15 protein-coding genes are annotated in these 20,002 nt (G+C 33.7%); 12 read left to right on the forward strand and 3 right to left on the reverse strand.

Annotation, left to right across the window (positions count from 1 at the left end):
• Positions 1–151: 151 nt before the first annotated feature.
• Positions 152–3,649 (forward strand): SpaA isopeptide-forming pilin-related protein, encoded by a 3,498-nt coding sequence (locus tag ESZ54_RS10525; protein ID WP_136137615.1) that lies wholly within the window; start codon positions 152–154, stop codon positions 3,647–3,649.
• A gap of 61 nt (positions 3,650–3,710) precedes the next feature.
• Here ESZ54_RS10525 and ESZ54_RS10530 read toward each other — a convergent pair whose 3' ends face one another.
• A complete protein-coding gene (locus ESZ54_RS10530) occupies positions 3,711–4,391 on the reverse strand; it encodes a 3'-5' exonuclease (RefSeq protein WP_162615168.1) in 681 nt (226 codons plus the stop codon).
• 305 nt (positions 4,392–4,696) lie between these two features.
• On the opposite strand from ESZ54_RS10530, the gene ESZ54_RS10535 reads away from it, so the two are divergent.
• The gene (locus ESZ54_RS10535) at positions 4,697–5,917 is read left to right on the forward strand and encodes a bacterial Ig-like domain-containing protein (protein ID WP_162615169.1); all 1,221 of its coding nucleotides are present in this window, start codon (positions 4,697–4,699) and stop codon (positions 5,915–5,917) included.
• A gap of 120 nt (positions 5,918–6,037) precedes the next feature.
• Here ESZ54_RS10535 and ESZ54_RS10540 read toward each other — a convergent pair whose 3' ends face one another.
• Complete coding sequence (locus tag ESZ54_RS10540; RefSeq protein WP_136137618.1) at positions 6,038–6,619, reverse strand: alpha/beta hydrolase; 582 nt, start codon at positions 6,617–6,619, stop codon at positions 6,038–6,040.
• A gap of 41 nt (positions 6,620–6,660) precedes the next feature.
• Here ESZ54_RS10540 and ESZ54_RS10545 point away from each other — a divergent pair, with 41 nt between their 5' ends.
• A complete protein-coding gene (locus tag ESZ54_RS10545; protein WP_136137619.1) occupies positions 6,661–7,620 on the forward strand; it encodes a VOC family protein in 960 nt (319 codons plus the stop codon).
• Positions 7,621–7,906: 286 nt separating this feature from the next.
• Here ESZ54_RS10545 and ESZ54_RS10550 read toward each other — a convergent pair whose 3' ends face one another.
• Entirely contained in the window at positions 7,907–9,622 is a 1,716-nt protein-coding gene (locus tag ESZ54_RS10550; RefSeq protein WP_136137620.1) for an ABC transporter ATP-binding protein, read from the reverse strand.
• Between the two features lie 753 nt (positions 9,623–10,375).
• On the opposite strand from ESZ54_RS10550, the gene ESZ54_RS10555 reads away from it, so the two are divergent.
• From ESZ54_RS10555 to abc-f, 9 genes are all read left to right on the forward strand, one after another.
• The gene (locus tag ESZ54_RS10555) at positions 10,376–11,338 is read left to right on the forward strand and encodes an ABC transporter substrate-binding protein (RefSeq protein ID WP_136137621.1); all 963 of its coding nucleotides are present in this window, start codon (positions 10,376–10,378) and stop codon (positions 11,336–11,338) included.
• A 12-nt stretch (positions 11,339–11,350) separates the two neighbouring features.
• Complete coding sequence (locus ESZ54_RS10560; protein ID WP_136137622.1) at positions 11,351–12,352, forward strand: FecCD family ABC transporter permease; 1,002 nt, start codon at positions 11,351–11,353, stop codon at positions 12,350–12,352.
• Positions 12,345–13,379, forward strand: a complete 1,035-nt coding sequence (locus ESZ54_RS10565; RefSeq protein ID WP_204249545.1) for a FecCD family ABC transporter permease — start codon at positions 12,345–12,347, stop codon at positions 13,377–13,379. Before ESZ54_RS10560 ends, ESZ54_RS10565 begins: the two co-directional genes overlap by 8 nt.
• Before the next feature lie 5 nt (positions 13,380–13,384).
• Complete coding sequence (locus ESZ54_RS10570; RefSeq protein ID WP_136137624.1) at positions 13,385–14,146, forward strand: alpha/beta hydrolase; 762 nt, start codon at positions 13,385–13,387, stop codon at positions 14,144–14,146.
• Positions 14,146–14,931 (forward strand): ABC transporter ATP-binding protein, encoded by a 786-nt coding sequence (locus ESZ54_RS10575; RefSeq protein ID WP_136137625.1) that lies wholly within the window; start codon positions 14,146–14,148, stop codon positions 14,929–14,931. Before ESZ54_RS10570 ends, ESZ54_RS10575 begins: the two co-directional genes overlap by 1 nt.
• Before the next feature lie 28 nt (positions 14,932–14,959).
• Positions 14,960–15,991 carry an NAD(P)/FAD-dependent oxidoreductase gene (locus tag ESZ54_RS10580; protein ID WP_204249546.1) on the forward strand — a complete coding sequence of 344 codons (1,032 nt, stop codon included), beginning with the start codon at positions 14,960–14,962 and terminating at the stop codon, positions 15,989–15,991.
• A gap of 211 nt (positions 15,992–16,202) precedes the next feature.
• Complete coding sequence (locus ESZ54_RS10585) at positions 16,203–17,279, forward strand: BMP family lipoprotein (protein WP_239433798.1); 1,077 nt, start codon at positions 16,203–16,205, stop codon at positions 17,277–17,279.
• Between the two features lie 5 nt (positions 17,280–17,284).
• Positions 17,285–18,220, forward strand: a complete 936-nt coding sequence (locus ESZ54_RS10590) for a nucleoside hydrolase (RefSeq protein ID WP_136137628.1) — start codon at positions 17,285–17,287, stop codon at positions 18,218–18,220.
• A gap of 225 nt (positions 18,221–18,445) precedes the next feature.
• Entirely contained in the window at positions 18,446–19,975 is a 1,530-nt protein-coding gene (gene abc-f, locus ESZ54_RS10595) for a ribosomal protection-like ABC-F family protein (protein ID WP_162615170.1), read from the forward strand.
• Positions 19,976–20,002 lie beyond the last annotated feature (27 nt).

Consider the following 20,002-nt stretch of genomic DNA (forward strand, 5'->3'; position numbering starts at 1 on the left):
AATTAAATAACGACGGTTTATTCAATTAATGTATAGTTATTTGCACATATTCATTTTTTGTTGCACAAATGTTGATTTTGTACAGTTACAGGTGTAGTGTTTTAGATACAGGGGATTTTAAAATAACAATAGTTGAAAGGATGTGGCATAAATGAAACGCAAAAACGTTTTATATTTGCTGGTTTTAGGTTTAGTTTTTATGTTCTTACCTATGCCAGTTGTAGAGGCATCTTCTCCTAATGTTCAAGATGGGGGAAATTTTTATCAAGATGTACCAGAAGCACAGGATAGTTATTTAGGAGCCGCACAATATTTTCATATTTTTGCTAATCGAGTGTATCCTGGTAGTCATACGAATGGAAATATAGCAACTAAATACCTAGATGGTAATGCTGATTTAGGTACTAAGAATTTTACAGAAAAAGAGTACCACTATATTCAAGATTTTAAGACGATCGTTTCTGGTTCATTTCCAACAGGTCCACAAACTAAGGTTGTGTTTGGAAAGAATGTTGATGTAGACGTATCAAATCCAAATCGAGTTTTTGTTAAGAATACACCACTAGATCGTCTGACCAAAAATGAAGTTTTTCAAGATAATGACGATGAGTATATAAACTTTGAGCAAGAATTTGTAAAGCTTAACCAACGTAGTCAAGAACTTGCTGCGATTACCCCTGATAAATCTTACTCAGAATCAGATTTTCCAGATCGAAACAATCGAAATATTGATGTAAGTCAAATTGATAAAAAAGATGTCTTTATCCGGATTGATGCTGAAATATTAACATTAGAAACACCTCTTTATATTTCTGGATTAGAATCAGGATATGGGTCAAATGTTAAAAATGTTTATCTAATAGTCGATTTTAAACATTACACTGCTTTTACCGCAAAATCACAAATAAAATTACGTTATGTTGATGGAAGTGAACGTGATAATCATGAAGCAACTGATTTTAGTGATGGAACGTTACTTTGGACTTTTATTAATGGAGTTAATCCATTCGAGGGAGATATCTATTTAGATTCAACTTGGCAAGGGACTATTCTAGCACCTAAGGTAAACTTAACTGGAAGTAAGAACATCGATGGTTCGATTATAGTGAACACTTATGAAGGGCAAGGAGAAACACATCGTTGGGACTGGCATAAAAATAAAGGTGGCGTTCGCTTAATTAAATATGGCGATCAGGATAAGAAAACATTTCTTGAGGGAGCAGTCTTTAGTCTGTACACTACAGCAGATGTATTGGTAGCTTCAAATTTAATTTCAGATGAAAATGGTGTAATTGAGGTGTCTGATTTAAAACCGGGTAGCTATTATTTTAAAGAAGATAAAGCTCCAGATGGATACAAAATTAGCCCAGAAAAAATTTCATTTACTATCTCAGAGCATAGCAAGCAAACTCTAGAAGTGGAAGCAATCAATGAGAAGTTACCTGAAAATGTTGGCAGGGTTAAGCTAAAAAAAGTAGATAGTTCAGATGCAACTAAAGTATTACCAGGTACAGAATTTGGACTATATAAAAAAGATGGGACGAAAATAGACACTTATACAACCAACAGTGACGGCGTAATTGAGGTAACGGATTTGGCTGTAGGTGATTATTATTTTAAAGAACTTACTGCACCAGATGGGTATCAATTAAGCTCTGAAAAAATCCTGTTTACAATCAAAGCAAACGATACACAGTTAATTGAGTTAACCGCAAAAAATACTAAAACGCCAGTCGAAAAAGGAAAAGTTCAACTGAAAAAAGTGGATAGTACAGATGCAACAAAAGTATTATCAGGAGCCAAATTTGAGCTCTACACTGAGTCAGGAACCAAAGTTGGAACCTACACAACAGACAGAGACGGCTTAATTAAGTTATCAGATTTAGAGGTTGGTAAGTATTATTTTAAAGAACTTACTGCACCAAATGGATATCAATTAAGCTCTGAAAAAATCCCATTTACAATCAAAGAAAATGATACACAGCTAATTGAGTTAACAGCAAAAAATACTATAACTCCAGTCGAAAAAGGGAAAGTTCAACTGAAAAAAGTGGATAGTACGGATGTAACAAAAGTACTATCAGGAGCTAAATTTGAGCTCTACACTGAGTCAGGAATTAAAGTTGGAACATATTCAACAAATAGCGAAGGCTTAATTAAGGTATCAGATTTAGAGGTTGGTAAGTATTATTTTAAAGAACTTACTGCACCAGATGGGTATCAACTAAGTTCCGAAAAGCTCCCGTTCACAATCAAAGAAAATGATACACAGTTAATTGAGTTAACAGCAAAAAATACTAAAACTCCAGTCGAAAAAGGGAAAGTTCAACTGAAAAAAGTAGATAGTACAGATTCAACAAAAGTACTATCAGGAGCTAAATTTGAACTATATACTGAGTCAGGAACCAAAGTTGGAACATACACAACAGACAGAGACGGCTTAATAAAAGTTACGGATTTAACAGCTGGTAATTATTACTTTAAGGAAATATCGGCACCAACAGGGTATGAATTAAGTGTTCAAGAACTTAAATTTACAATTACTTCCGACTCAAATGAAAATATTTCTTTATTAGCGAAGAATACAAAAACACCCGAAACATTAGGTAGTGTCGAATTAAGAAAAATTGATAGTATTGAGAAAAGTAAAGGCTTAGCTGGTGCGAAATTTGATTTGTATCATGAAGGTCAATTGATCAAAGAAAACTTGGAAACAGATAAAGATGGTTATTTAAAAGTTGTCGATTTAAAATTAGGTAATTATTCATTTAAAGAAGTTGAAGCTCCGAATGGTTACCAATTATCAAATAAAGAATTGAAATTTACAATTGGTATTAATACGCATCAAATATTAAAATTAACATTTGAAAATGAAAAGAAAACAAAACAATTAAAGAGTGTTCAACTGAAAAAAGTTGGGTCAGATAATAAAAATATGGGGTTGGCTGGAGCAGAATTTTCGTTATATTTAAATAATCAATTAATAAAAACTGGTCTAACCACGAATGCACAAGGGTACCTTAAAGTTTCAGATTTAGTCCCCGGTGATTATTATTTTATCGAAACAAAAGCGCCAACCGGTTATCAATTAGATGAAAAACCTCTGCATTTTACAATTTCAAATGATGAAAATACTGAGATTACGAAAGAATTGGTTTTTGTTAATCAAAAAACACCGGAATTTTTAGCTAGTGTTCGTTTGAAAAAAGTCGATAGTCAAGACTCTAAAAAACGACTAAGTGGTGCTGTTTTTGATTTATATTATCAAGGAAAAATTTTTAGAGAAGGTTTAACTACAAATTCAGAAGGTTATCTTTCAGTTGATCATTTAGAACCTGGTGATTATTATTTTAAAGAAATTAAAGCACCAATCGGTTACCAAATCGATCATAAACTTTTAAAATTTTCAATTTTTAAAAATCAAAACACATTAGTACCATTGACATTGACTTTTGAAAATACACCTAACAAACCAGAAGAACCTAAAGAACCTAAAGAACCTAAGAAACCTAAGAAACCTAAGAAACCAACTTATCCTAAAAAGACGAAAGAGTTGCCGAAAACAAATGAGAAAAAACAAATTATTTCGACATTGTTAGGTTTAAGTTTAATTACTATAGGTTATGGAATTTTATTAAGAAGAAAATAAAAAAATACTGTGAGGCTGATATTAGTCTCACAGTATTTTTATAAATTGAGAAAGCTATTAATTAAAAATGATCGAATTTTAAATTCCTAATATTTTCAAATACAATAGCTGTCGTTTTACTATCGGATAATGCATTGTGACTTTCTAAATCAATATTATAGAATTCTTTTAGTGTTTCTAGTTTATAGTTTTCAATATTTAAAGGTACTATTTTAGCAAGGTTGTAAGTATCAATTGCAACTCGTGGTTTTAAATCTATATCGGCCCATTTCCTAAATCTTGGAATTTCGAAAGAGTTAATATTGTGTCCAATCAGTTGAAAATCTTCAATAAAATCCATAAATAATGAAGTAGCGATTCGAAGTGTGGGAGCGGTGTCCGTCTCTTGATTCGTAATTCCAGTTAGACGCGTAATATTAGCAGGTATAAATAGGCCTTCTGTATTTACATAAGTTGTAAATTCTTCTATGGGTTGGCGATTGATATATTTGACAGCGGCAATTTGTGTCATTTTATCAGTATAAGAAAAGCCAGTCGTTTCGATATCAAAAGAGATGTAATCATTAGGCAGAGTTTGGATTAGATTAAGATACTTTGGTTCCTTTTTTTTCTGATCAGCTTTTCTTAAAATTTGTAGAATTAAGTTATTGCGCTCTTCTTCCGTTAAATGATAATCATTTAATTGTGCCATTAATTCTTGATCATTTAATAATGCACGAGTTAAGGAATCGAATTGATTCATTATTTTGCCCTCCATTTTTTATCTTGTGGTCATTATACCTTAATTATACTTTCAAGTGAAATATTCATATCTCATTTGAAATTTGAAGGTCTTAATTTAATCTTAATGTTTTTTATTGAAAGTGTTTTATCACTTTAATATTGAATATAATACATTTTATGGATAAATTCAAAGTAATTTTCGTTCTTTATTTTTATAATATTACTATTTAATGACAAAAAATACATTATTGATATACAAATGTAACAATTAGTTTTATAATTAAGTTAGGAAGATAGAATATTATGCAAGAAAGGGTGAGGGTGATGAAAAAAATAATCAAAATTTTAACGGTGTTTTTATTGCTATTTGCAGCAAATCCGATAGTCGCGATGGCAGCACATGATAAAAAACAAATCAGTAATCAGCTAACAAAAGATAGTCTCTCACCTGAAATACTTGTAAAAAATATTGAACTCACGAACACAAATCTACCGCTTGGAACGGAATGGAAAGCATCCGATAATTTTAGTTTTATTGAATTAACTGATGGAACGAAACTCGAGTGGAATGATATAGATTCTGAAATTATTGTTAGTGGATCAGTTGATCCAAACAAAGCGGGAACGTATTTACTAACTTATAAATATCAAGGAATGGAATCTACAGCGACTGTGACGATTAAAGAGTTGGATGTAGCTACAGTTCAAGAAATTTCTGTTAAGAATTCAACTATTCCAGTTGGTTCAAAGTGGAAGGCATCTGATAATTTTAACTACATTTTAATGTCTAATGGTGTCAAATTAAATTGGATTGACGTTGAAAAACATATAAAAATTAAAGGTACTGTAAATGATGGCGTTATTGGTGTCTATGAAGTTACCTATCTTTATCAAGATAAAGTGGTTGTGGCAAAAATTACAGTTAAAGATATGGAACCAGTGAAAGTGCAAGATATTATCCTTAAAGATTCTTGTGTGTCACTTGGCGGATTATGGAACGTGAAGGATAATTTTGACTATGTATTATTACAAGATGGTACAAAATTATCTTGGGAAAACATAAAAAATGAAATAAAAATCAAAGGACATGTAGATACTAAAGTTTCAGGAACGTATCAAGTACTCTATTCTTATCAAGATAAAGAGAAGACAGCCACAATTAATGTGAAAAGTATGCCAAAAGAAGTTGTTAAAGAGATTTCTACCAAAAATTTAACCATCGTGGTTGGCTCGAAATGGAGTCCTCAAGATAGCTTCAATTATGTAGGTCTGGAAGACGGAAAGAAACTCAATTGGAATGAAGTTTCTAAAAAAATCATTGTGTCTGGAAACAATGATGTAAATGTAAATAAGCCTGGAGAATATAAAGTGACGTATACTTATAATGATAAAAGTGAGGATGCGACAATTAAGGTGATTTTAAAAGAAGAAAAGATTAAATCATTACCAAAGACAGGCGAAAAATTCGATTTGAGTCTATTTATTCTTGGTATTACAATGATTACGACTAGCGTGGTACTTCTAATAATTAAGAAAAAAATTTAATATATAAAACTTACATTAATAATTTGGAATACGTGTTTTTCGTTACATAAGATTAAAAAATAATTTTGGGGAAAATATGAATAGATAGCACTCGACAAATAATGTCGAGTGCTATCTATTTTATTTATTATCATACCAATTCTTAATTGCTAGTACTTCTTCGTCATCAACACCGTGTTGACCATCAGTAATGATTAGCTTTACATTATGAAATGTTTGCGACAAATTATTTTTTAACGATAAAATATTTCCTGGAACAACTAATGGGTCATTGGCTCCAGTAGTTATTAAAATTCTATTGATTCTACCAGGATTCTTGATATTAAATCCAGAGTTTTGTGGATGAAGGAGTATGATTTCATTTGCAATATCTGGGTCTTTTTCAATGATTCCTTGAATAAAGTTGGCACCATTTGAATAGCCGATAAAAGTAATTTTATTATAGTTTAGATCAAGTGAATGCCAATCGTTCAAAAATTCATCCACGCGAGCGTTGAAATCCTCAATTTGTATTTTACCATCGATAAGAGGTGCAAAGTATCGTCGATGCGTTCCAGTTGCAACTGAACCTATAAAACTTATAATATTAGCATGAGGGTTTAATTCTCCAGTTAAGAATAGTAAACTAAATTCATTTCCACCTGTTCCGTGAAAAAGAACAAATGCTTCATCTGACGACGTTTTTGAAATAAAATGTTTCAATTGAATCCCTCCAATAATATAGTAGATAGGATTGAGAAAAAATGACAAATTTAGGTATTCACCATGTATCCTCACTTGTTTCTGATATCCATACCTCGTATGATTTTTATCATAACATATTAGGCTTAAAACTCTTAATAAAAACGATTAATCAAGATGATACTTCAATGTATCACTTGTTTTTCAGCGATGAAACTGGACAAGGAGGGACTGAGTTTACACTATTTCAAATCAATACTTTTAAACAAAATTCATTTGGAACAAATTCGATTGATCGAATAGTTTTTGCATTACCAGATGAGGATGCTATGCGTTACTGGCTACAACGTTTAGATGACTATCAAATTGAACACTATGGGATTGAAATCTATGGTCAAGATAAAATGCTTCGTTTTGAAGATCCTGATGGACTCAGGTTAGCTTTTGCTGTTGTAAATAATCCAGAAGGCAAATTTTTTCCAAATCAATCCGGATCAGTTCCAGTAGAACATGCAATTTTAGGCATTCATTCGGTTCATTTGCGTGTGCGTTATCCTAAAGCAACCCAAAATATTTTAGAAGATTGGTTTGAATTTAAAGAAACTGCACAGTATGAAGATGAACGATTTCCAATTACAGTGATACAGAATGACAATGGGCTTTTTAAACATAAAATTTATTTGATTGACGATAAAATTAATCAATTGGAAGAACAAGGAATCGGCGGAATCCATCATTTAGCGTTATATGCTGAAACAGACGAACAATTAAAAGAAATCCAGGCAGCGATTGAAGATAAAAATTTTGAAAATTCGGGAATTGTTCCACGTGAGTTTATCAACGCGACGTATTTTAGAGAACCTAACGGCTTACTATTTGAAGTGGCTACAAAAACTTTTGGACTACCAAATTTTAGTAAGGCTGAATCGATTGATGATGTACCTTTGTATCTACCTGGTTTTTTAGAAGAAAAAAGAAGTCAAATTGAACAACAACTATCAAAATTAGAGAGCTATCGTTAGATATAAAAAATGAGACTGACTTTTTTAGTCAATCTCATTTTTTTGGATGAGGATTTAATCCAGGAGTCGAATTCAAAAATGCTCATATAACCTTGTTTAACGGGGTTCTGTGAGCTGGAGTTCGGCATTAAGTTAATCGTCTGATTCTGACAAAAATCGTCAGTATCATACGCTTACCTTACTGCTCACTCCAAAACGCTCATATCACCACCTATGATAGTCGGAATTTTTTTGACTGAGCTTCGGCAATAAGACGAGCACCATAACGCACAGAACATCACTTTGTTTAATCTCTGAATTGTGCGTTGTATAATGCTTTGTACGCGCCGTTTTTGGCCATTAATTCTTCGTGTGTACCTTCTTCTGCGATTCCGTTTTCGTTAACAACAACGATTCGTGTGGCATGTTTTATCGTAGCTAAACGGTGGGCAATCATCAGAGTTGTTCTGCCTTCTGAAAGAGACATTAATGATTCTTGAATAATTGTTTCTGTTTCAGTATCAAGAGCAGAAGTGGCTTCGTCTAAAATTAAGATGGGCGGATTTTTTAAGAACATTCTTGCAATCGCTACGCGTTGTTTTTGACCACCTGAAAGTTTAACGCCACGTTCACCAATCACTGTATCTAGGCCTTCTGGCATATCGTGAATCACTTTTTCAAGATGAGCTAATTGAACAGCCTTTTCAATTTCAGATTCTGTTGCACCAAGTTTTCCGTAGGCAATGTTCTCACGAATCGTACCAGGAAAGAGGAAAACATCTTGTTGAACAATCCCAATTTGCTTACGTAATGAAGACATGGTCATATCTTTGATATTTACACCATCCACGGTAATATTACCAGCATCTACTTCATAAAATCGTGGCAGTAAGTGGCAAAGAGTGGTTTTTCCGGCTCCGCTAGGTCCAACAAAAGCAACAATTTCGCCAGCATCAATTTTTAAAGACAGGTCATTGATAACGCTAGTCCCATCGCTGTAACTGAAATCGATGTTTTCGTAATTGATATTGCCTTCTAAATGATCAACATCAATTGCATCAGGTTTATCTTGAATCGTAATTTTTTTATCAATTTCTTCAATAAAACGTTTAAAACCGGCAAATCCTTTTGGATAGCTTTCAATCATTACATTAATTTTTTCAATTGGGCGTGCGAATACATTTGATAAAAGAATAAAACCAACAAAGTTTCCTTCGGTAATTTCACCTTTAATGGTAAAGTACGCTCCAAATAGTAACGCGAAAAGACTAATTAATCGAATTAGTAGGTAGTTATATGATGAACTAACAGCCATTGTTTTGTAGAAAGCTAACTTAGATTGACGATAAAGTTGATTTAAACGGCTAAATTTATTATTTTCAAACTCTTCATTAGCAAAGGCTTGTGTGACACGAATGCCACTTACACTGGCTTCAATTCCAGCATTAAACTCGCCAAGATTTTCGTAAATGGTGGTATTAACTTTCGTCATACGGCTATTGAAGAAAACCATCGCGACAGTTATAAATGGCACCATAATAGCAGTAATTAAAGCAAGTTGCGGGTGAATGTTATACATTAATAAAAATGAGCCTATCAGCGTCATCAACGTGATGAATACGTCCTCTGGACCATGATGAGCAAGCTCTGATATTTCAAACAAATCAGTTGTTAATCTAGTCATTAATTTTCCAGTCTTTTGATTGTCATAGTACTCAAAAGGTTGTTTTTGCAGATGTTGAAAGAGATCATCACGCATATCGGTCTCAATGTTAACACCTAATTTATGACCAAAATAAACTACGATATATTGTAAAGCGGTATTGATTATATAGAAACCAAAAAGTCCAGCACAGACTAGTAAAATCAACTTCAAGTTTTTTGAAGGCATAATTTTGTCAATCACTTGGTTTACAATAACTGGAAATGATAATTCCAGAATCGCAGCAATTGTCGCACAGCCAAAATCAAGAATAAAAAGTGAACGATATGGTTTATAGTAATTGATAAATCGTTTAAGCAAAAGAATTCCCCCTAACAGTATTCATTTAAACTAATACTATACCATAAATGATTTAACTTTTTCATATGGCAAATTTTATGAAAACGATATCTCTTAAGATTTCTTAAAGAAAGCGACTATTTATGTCATTGTTTATCCATTAAACTTGTGTTTTTTGAAATATGTGATACGCTAATCAACATGTTAAGATTTATTTATATACAAAAGATTTAAGATTTATTTTTAGGAAGTTTATCCATTATAGGCGTAGCTAAAGAGCTACAATAGATGCTTTAGAGGTAGGGATTGCATTGTTTAAGCGAGAAATAAGTAACAATTGAGTAGAAGTACGGTACAACTAAATTATAAATAGAATTAATTAGATAGCCACCTATTTTTTAGGTGGCTATTGTCAATTTTACAGTATTTTTCTGCGAGGTTGTGACAGAAGTGTTCGGCTTATTTCCGAAGAAGCTACTTCTGTGAAACCGTTTAGTTTGTAAAAAGTGACTGTGACGTACTTATGTCACAGTCCTTTTTTTATTTTCAATCTATATATATGGGGTTATTTTCACAAAAATAGCGAATCTCATTGACTATTTAACTGATAATGATTATCATTATCGTTAAAGTTGAATTTTTTAATATAATTTTTAGTTGAAATGGAGTGAATCAAGACAGTAACAGAATTTTTTATTTCCTGTTGTGAAAGTTTGAGCGTTCGCAACGTGGAATTCATCAATAGAAAATAATAAAAGAAAGTAGGAAAAATTAGTGAGAAAAAAATGGATGGGCATAGCCTTGATTTTAGTTTCAGTTGTAACATTAACAGCGTGTGGTCAAGAAAGTAAAAAGGAAACAAAAAAGGAAGTTGCTAAGGAAGAGCAACAAGAAGTTAAAAAAATTAAGTACTTAGATAAAGAATATGAATTTAAAAATGGTACAGAGCGTATCGTTGTAACTGGGGCTATGGAAGCCATGGAAGATGCAGCAGCACTTGACGTAACACCAGTAGGGGCAATTACAGTAGCAGGAAAATTTCCAGAAATTTACGGGAAATCAATTGCTAAATCAGAATCAATTGGTGAAAAACAACAACCTAACTTTGAAACAATTCTTTCTTTAAAACCTGATGTTATCTTAGGAACAACAAAATTCCCGGAAGAAGTAGTAAAAAAACTTGAAGAAATTGCTCCAACAATTTTAGTTTCTCATATTTCGTCAGATTGGAAGGATAATTTACAATTGATGGGTGATTTATCTGGTAAACGTGCAGCAGCTGATAAAAAGCTAGCAGCTTATGAAGCAGATGTTGAAAAAAATCAAGATACTTTGAAGAAAAAATTTGGGACTGATAATGTTTTAATGTTACGAATTCGTGGTGGACAAATGTTTATTTATCCTGAAAATGTTTTCTTTAACCCATCATTATACAATGAAATTGGTTTAGCGGTTCCAGAAGTAGTAAAACAAGCAAAAGCACAAGAAGAAATTACAGTTGAACAATTAGCTAAAGTTAATCCAGAACATCTCTTTATTCAAGTGCAATCAACTGGCGACAAACAAGAAAATGAAAAAGCATACGAAGAATTAAAGAAAAATCCAATTATGCAACAAATTACAGCTTTCAAAAATGATCATGTTTATGTGAATGCAGTCGATTCATTACTTGAAGGTGGTACTTTATTTAGTAAAGAACAATTTTTAGAAGCAGTACAAAATTTAGATAAGAAATAGGAGTTAACTAGAATGAAGCGTCAAAAAAAATGGCTAATCGCTTTAATACTGAGTGGATTAATATCAGTGACGATTTTTTTATCACTGATGATTGGATCAACAAATTATTCGTTTCAGACGATTGTCGATGCAGCGTTTCATTTTGATCCTGAAAATATGGAACATCAGATTCTTTTGAATTCAAGAGTACCTCGCGCATTGGGAGCACTACTTGTTGGTGCTGCTATTTCAATGTCTGGTTCTTTAATGCAAGGTATGACGCGGAATTATCTCGCGTCACCTAGCATTATGGGTGTTTCTGATGGTTCTATTTTTGCGATAACTTTAAGCATGATTTTTTTACCCCAAGCGAGTTCGATTACGCTTATTTTTTTATCATTTCTAGGCTCGTTATTTGGCATGACCTTGGTATATGTTCTCGCAACTTTAATACCTGGCGGCATGTCGCCTATTTCCTTGGCTATTTTGGGAACTGTTTTAGGGATGTTTCTAAGTGGCGTTTCACAAGCACTGTCAACATATTTTCAAGTATCTCAATCGATTAGTTTTTGGTATAACACACGTTTACATCAAATTGATCCAGTCATGTTAAAAATTGCTTTTCCGGTCGTATTGATTGGTTTGATTGGTGTTTTCTATGTAACGCGTTCGATTACTGCTATCTCATTAGGTGATGATGTTGCATTAGGATTAGGTGTTCCCGTGATTAGAATGAAGATTGTGACAATTATTTCGGTGGCACTTTTAACAGGAATCTCAGTCGCACTTGTTGGTAAAGTAACATTCATTGGGCTTGTCATTCCACACGTTGTTCGATATTTGATTGGTGAAGATTATAAAAAAATTGTGCCTATGTCTGCTTTAGCTGGTGCAATCTTTTTAGCATTGGCTGATGTCATCAGCCGTGTGGTTAATCCACCATTTGAAATGCCTGTCGGTGTCGTAACCGCACTTGTTGGTGTTCCATACTTCTTATATTTAATTCGTCGAAATGGAGGACAACAGCGTGCATAAAACTCAGCAAAAGCGTTTTATCTATACTTTACTTATCGGCATTATTTTGGCTATCGTTTTGTTTTATTATAGTTTAACAAGTGGTACATACGCCCTAACTTTCAACGAAACGTTAAGAACACTATTTTTTATAGATCAAGACCCACAACAACAACTGGTCATTTTTACTTTTCGTTTACCAAGAATAATTTTAGGCCTCTTAGTAGGTTTAGCATTAGGAGTGGTTGGTGGTGTTTTACAAGCAATTACTAAAAACGAACTTGCTGATCCTGGAATTTTGGGTATTCAATCAGCAGTTGGATTTGTTGTTGTTTGTTATCTTCTATTTGTCCAACAATCAGCGGTTGAACAATCAACAGGCGGTCTGTTTTCAATGAGTACTTGGGGATGGATTGGTGGTATCGTAGCTTGTTTACTACTGTTTAGTTTAGCAACGCAACAAGGTACACTTGACCCCAAACGATTGATTTTAGTCGGCATAGCTCTAAATTCAGGTTTTTCGGCATTAACATTGTTTACATCATTAAAAATGAATCCAAGTGATTTTGAGATGGCGACGGTTTGGTTATCTGGGAGTATCTATAGTGCCTCATGGGAACAAGTGATTTCTGTCTTAGTTTGGGTTGTGATTATTGTGCCATTTTTCTTTGTGTTTGCACCAATTTTGAATGTATTGCAATTCCATGAAACGACGATCAAGAGTTTTGGGGTTAATGCCAATTTAACACGTTTTCTTTTCTTACTGGGAGCAGTTGGATTAATTAGTGCATCTGTAATGGTATCTGGAGCAATTGTTTTTGTTGGGCTTCTAGCGCCACATATTGCTAGAAAGCTAGTGGGTTCTAATTACGCTTACGTTTTACCGATAAGTGGCATTGTGGGTATGAATCTGGTTGTCTTGGGTGATCTAATTGGTCGAACTATTTTTGCTCCTGCCGAATTACCGGTTGGAATAGTGATTTCAATTATCGGCGTACCATGTTTTATTTATCAATTATTACGAAAAAATAAAAAGCTAGGAAGGTAATTCTAATGGCAACTGAAATATTTACATATCAACAAGAATTAGGTGAGGAGCAATCTGCAACGATTAAAGTATTTTGCCCTGAAACAAAAGTTCCAAAAGAAGGCTTTCCGGTTATCTTTATCTTAGATGGCTCAGCATATTTTTCAATGTTTTGTGATCTGATTTCATTACAATCACGCCGAACGGAAAAAACTGGTATTCCTGCAGCAATTGTCGTTGGGATTTGTGCAGAAGGCGAAGCACCTTTTCCGAAACGAAGAATATATGATTTTACACCAAATATTAATCCGTGTATTTGGCCAAAGAGACCTGATGGTACAGATTGGCCAGAACATGGTGGCGCTGACTATACAATTAAATTATTAAAAGATGTAAAAAAAGAAATAAATGCGAGATATAAGATTAACTTTAACGAAAGTATCCTGTTTGGTCACTCATTGGGAGGCCTGTTTACGAGTTATGTCTTATTAAATGATGCTGATTTATTTAGTCATTATTATATTGCAAGTCCATCATTGTGGTGGAATCAGCAATGGTTATTAAAACAGAAGTTTAATTTGACGAAATCAAGTCAGAAAATCTACATAGCAGTAGAACAGCAAGATAAGCACGATATGCATGATCTGGCATATAAATACTATCAAAAATTACTTGCACATTATGTAGAAACGGTTTTTGATAATCCGCAAGACGAAAATCACATGTCGATAGTGCCAACAACAATGAGTCGTGCGTTAAGATTTTTATGGAAGGACGTGGAGCACTAATGTCAGAAACAATTATCGATATTAAAGATGTCAACATTGGTTACTCTTCTCATTTGGTTGTGTCTGAGTTGAATGTTAAAATTCCACGTGGTGAAATCACAACAATTATTGGTCCGAATGGTTGTGGGAAATCTACCGTGCTTCAAACAATCGCCCGAGTCTTAAAACCTGAGAAAGGTGCGATTTATCTCAACGAAGAAATAATCCATGAAATGAAATCGAAGGCAGTTGCAAAAAAATTAGCAATTTTACCACAGACTGCCACAGGACCAGAGGGGTTAACGATTCGAGAATTAGTGACATATGGTCGCTATCCGCATCAAAACAAATTTAAAGGTTTATCTTCTGTTGATCATGATGCAATCAATTGGGCGCTTGAAGTGACACAATTAAAGGAGATAGAACATCGTCAACTAGAAACTCTTTCAGGTGGTCAAAGACAGCGCGTTTGGATTGCGATGGCCTTAGCACAAGATACTGAAATTGTTATTTTAGATGAACCGACGACATATCTAGACTTAGCGCATCAGTTAGATATTTTAAAACTTTTGGAAAAATTAAATCACGAACAAAAAAAGACAATTATTATGGTTTTGCATGACTTGAATCATGCCTCAAGATTTTCAAATTACTTAATTGGAATTAAAGAAGGGAAAATGCTAGTTCAAGGCTCACCAAAAGAGGTCATGACAGCCCCTAATTTAGCTTCCATTTTTGATATTCAAGCTATTATTGCAGATTGTCCATTTAGTGGCAATCCAATCTGTTTATCATATGATCGTTAAAAATAGGCATTACGAAAGGAAATTATGGATGGAAGAATTATATGATGTTACAATTATCGGCGGCGGTCCAGCGGGATTATTTGCTGCTTTTTATGCTGGTTTAAGAGATATGAAAGTTAAAATTATTGAAGCCAAACCAGTTTTAGGAGGAAAAGTTCATGTCTATCCAGAAAAACTAATTTGGGATATTGGGGGACAACCACCTATTCTTGGTGCAGATTTTATTGAAAATACAATTAAACAAGGATTAAGTTTTGATCCAACAGTTTGTTGTAGTGAAGAAGTAGCATCAATTGATAAAAATAGTGCAGACCAATTTGTATTGACAACGACTGAAGGAGTTAAACATATCAGTAAAACAGTTTTAATTACAGCTGGATCGGGCATTGTTAAACCTAAAAAAATTGGTTTGGCAGTCGAAGATAAATTTAATAAAGCTAATCTTTTTTATACCGTACCAACAATTAAACAATTCAAAGGGAAAAAAGTTGTGTTATCAGGTGGCGGTCATTCTGCAGTTGATTGGGCAAATACTTTGCTACACGTTACAGATTCTGTAACGATTGTTTATCGACGAGATGAAATGACAGGTCATGAATCTGATATTAAGCAACTACAAGCAAGTAAAGCAACGGTTTTATTAGGATCAACTATCCAAGAATTAATTGGGACGTCGAATATTGAACAAATTCGTGTTGTTGAAGAGCAAACTGGTAAAGAACAATTGTTAGATGCAGATGCAGTTATTATTAATCACGGTTATGAAAAAAATCTTAAGGTTATTGAAAATAGTTCGATTTCTTTAGAGATGCACGAACAACACGGTATTTTAGGTAATGTGTTTGGTGTGACTTCAGAACCAGGTGTTTTTGCAGCTGGTGATGCATTAAACTATGAAGGAAAGCTACATTTAATTGCAGGTTGTTATCAAGATGCAGTTCACGCTGTAAATCAAATTAAACAATACATAGATCCAAAAGCGGATAGTTCGGAAATGGTGTCATCTCATCATCAAAGTTTAAAAGAGCGTAATCAAGTCATTTTTTCAGAAACACTGTAATACAGTATAGAAGCAATGAGCAATTCATGGAAAAACATGAATTGCTCTTTTTTATTTATACGAACGATTAGTATTACAAATATGGATATTATTAATAAATTGAGTTGAAAATGTTGCTATTATTTTTTACTGAGCTATAATCAAAGTGTAAATCAAACGAAAAACACTTAAACAGGATAAAATGTTCGTGTTTTACCAAAGGAGAGTTAACGTGAAAAATTCAACAAAATTATCTTTTTTATTATTACTAGCTAGTCCGATTATCGTTTTAACAGGATGCAATCAAACGTCTGCGAAAAATTTGGATAAAAAAAGCCAGGATGTCAAATCAGTAGTGATGGTGACAGATGCAAATGGTGTCGATGATAAATCATTTAATCAATCAGCTTGGGAAGGATTGGTTGAGTGGGGAAAAGCTGAAGGAGTTAATAAGGGTCAACAAGGCTATGATTATATTCAATCAAATGATCCCTCAGAATTTACGACAAATATCGATCAAGCTCTTTCTTCGAACTTTAATACAATCGTTGGTGTCGGATTTTTAATCCGAGATGCAATTGAACAATCTGCCAAACAAAATCCTGAGCAACAATTTGCAATTATTGATTCGGTAATTGAAAATCAACCAAATGTAGTATCTGCTTCTTTTCGTGAAAATGAAGTTGCTTATCTAGCTGGAGTCGCTGCTGCGATGACGACAAAAACTGATAAAGTTGGCTTTATTGGTGGTGAGGAAGGCGCGATTATTGATCGCTTTGAAGTCGGTTATGAAAAAGGCGTGAAAGATACTGCTGCTAAATTGGGTAAGGATATCAAAGTTGATATTAAATATGCTGCGTCATTTAGTGATCCTGCTAAAGGTAAAATGCTAGCTGCAAGAATTTACCATGATGGTTCAGATATTATTTATCATGCGTCTGGTGGGACAGGAGCTGGTGTTTTTCAGGAAGCTAAAGCATTAAACGAAGCTAAACCAAAACATAAAGTTTGGGTGATTGGAGCCGACAAGGATCAAACTGAAGACGGAAATTATCGTGATAGTTCGGGAAAAGAGCAAAATCTGACGTTGACTTCCGCGGTTAAGCGAGTTGGAGCGGCAGTGAAAGACATAGCAGACAAAGCAAATCAAGGTAAATTTCCTGGAGGTGAACATCTGGTTTACGGACTAGAAAATGATGGTTTAGCTTTGATTGATGGTAATATGGAGCAAGAAGTAATTTTAGCTGTCAAAGATGCACATAAAAAAATCGTTAACGGTGAACTTAAAATACCGAGCGAGAAGGAGTAATAATAATGAGTAGAAAAGTTTATCTTAATCATGATGGTGGCGTGGATGATTTAGTGTCATTGTTCTTATTATTAAAAATGAAAGATGTCGAAGTAGTAGGGGTTGGGGTAATTCCAGCGGATTGTTATTTGGAACCCGCAGTTTCAGCTTCTAGAAAAATAATTGATAAATTTGCCATCCAAGATAATCCAATTTCAGTTGCAGCATCGGACTCAAGACCAGTCAATCCATTTCCAAAAGATTGGCGCATGCATGCATTTACCATTGATGCTTTACCAATTTTAAACGAATCCGGAACAATCAACACTGAAATATCTGATGTACCAGCGCATTTAGATTTGATTAATATTCTGAATGATTCGGAAGAAAAAATCGATTTAATTTTTGTTGGACCGCTGACAGATTTAGCAAGAGCACTTGAAAAAGATGCATCAATTGAATCGAAAATTGGTAAACTCTATTGGATGGGGGGCACGTTTCTAGAAAAAGGGAATGTCGAGGAACCCGAGCACGATGGGACTGCTGAATGGAATGCGTTTTGGGACCCAGAAGCTGTGAAAACTGTTTGGGAAAGTAATATTTCAATTGAATTAGTAGCTTTAGAAAGCACAAACAAAGTGCCACTCACGACGGATATTAGACAAGAATGGGCGCGCGAACGGTCTGTTGAAGGGTTAGACTTTTTAGGCCAATGCTATGCAATTGTTCCACCGTTAGTCCACTTTCAGACAAATTCAACTTACTTTTTATGGGATGTATTAACGACTTTAACGTTTGGTAACAATGACCTTGTATCTACAAAAATAGTAAAATCTTCAGTGATTGCTCAAGGTGTAAGTCAAGGTAAAACTGTTTTAGATTCAAATGGACGTGATGTGAATCTTGTATATGATGTCCAACATGATCCATTTTTTGAATATATCAAATTGTTAGCCCAATAAATAGTTGCGTCATTTATCTTTATCTGATACACTGTTTTTGAAATTAAGAAAGGGACAGGTAAGTGTACATGTGGAAATCAACTACTAACTAATTTTTTAATAATAAAAATAAATAGTAGTGGATGAGTGTGTCATTTATCAGAATAATAGTCTGTCCTTATATAAGGTTTATTTGTTTTGATATAAAATATATTCATCCTCTCCTAAACAGGAAGGATGATTTTTTTGATTCAATTTAAAAATATAAAATATTATGTGAGCGATCGGTTACTTCTTTCAAGTAAAGAGGTGAAATTGGAGCCTGGAAAAGTAATTGGTATCGTTGGCCCGAACGGAAGTGGTAAAACAACACTTTTAAATTTGATTGCAGGAAGAATTGAGCTAGATAATGGGAGTCTAGAAGTTCAGGGAGCTGTTAGTGAAATCTCACAATTTATTGATACCGAAACAAGTAGAAGTGGCGGTGAACAAACAAAAGAAAAAATAAGAACCGCCTTCTCGGAACAGACAACTATTTTACTTGCGGATGAGCCAACGAACCATTTGGATGAAGACGGTATAAAATTTCTGAAAAATAAGATGAAACGTTACAGTGGAACAATCTTAATTGTGTCCCATAATCGTTCATTTTTAAATGATGTTTGTCAAGAGATTTTGGCAATTGAATCAAGTGAACTAGTTTTATATACAGGTAATTATGACCAATATTTACAAGAAAAAGAACTAAGAAAACAAAGGCAAAAAGACTTATACGCTCAATATCAAAATGAGAAAAGTCGTTTAGAAGAATCTGTTGCTGTCACGATGGATAAAAGCGCTCAAACAAAGAAAGCTCCTTCACGGATGGGTAATTCTGAAGCAAGGCTCCACAAGCGCGGAAAAGGGACGATTGCTAAAGCAACTCTAGCGCGTCAAGCAAAAACAATAGAAAAAAGAATTTCACAATTAGAAAAAGTTGAGAAAATTTATGAGGAAAAACCGTTACACATCCCCTTTGCAGAAGGGAATGTAGTTCATCATCCGATTTTGGTAAAAGGCAACGATTTAACCTTATCACGCGGTAATAAGTCATTGCTAACTCAGGCGAATTTTGAATTTAAAACAGGTGAAAGAACTGCGATTATAGGGAAAAATGGTTGTGGTAAAACCACGTTACTAGAAGAAATTATGAATGGAAATGAAAATATTGAAGTTAGGCAAACGGCTCGATTTACTTTTTTAAGCCAATCGTTTTCTGAATTAAATGAACAAGATACAATCATGGATACGGTGATAGAAGCGTCCATCTATGATGAGCAAACGAGTCGTGATTTATTAGCTCATTTGCTATTTAAGGGAAGTGCTGTTTATAAAAAAATTAGTGTTTTAAGTGGTGGCGAGCGGACCAAACTTGTGATTGCGATGATGATTCTTAGTGAAAATAATTGTTTAGTTTTAGATGAACCTACTAACCATTTAGATATTGAAACTTTAGAAGTTCTTGAATCGGCATTAAAAGCGTATCAAGGTAGCATCATATTCGTCAGTCATGACGATTATTTTGTAAAACAAGTTGCAAATCGTGTCTTTGAATTTATTGATGGTCAACTTGTTGAGAAGAGAGAGAACGATAGCCAACTTAACGAACAATTGCTCATACTGGAGTTACGAAAAACAGAACTTATTTCACAATTGTCGTTACCTCAATCTGTCGAAACTAAAGAACGATTAGAAAAAGAGTTCCAAGAAGTTCTTACGGCTATAAGAATGATTTAGTTTTTTTATAATAAAAGATACGCTGAC

Origin of the sequence: Vagococcus silagei (assembly GCF_004795745.1) — a bacterium.
In the GTDB taxonomy this organism is placed as follows: Bacteria; Bacillota; Bacilli; order Lactobacillales; family Vagococcaceae; genus Vagococcus; species Vagococcus silagei.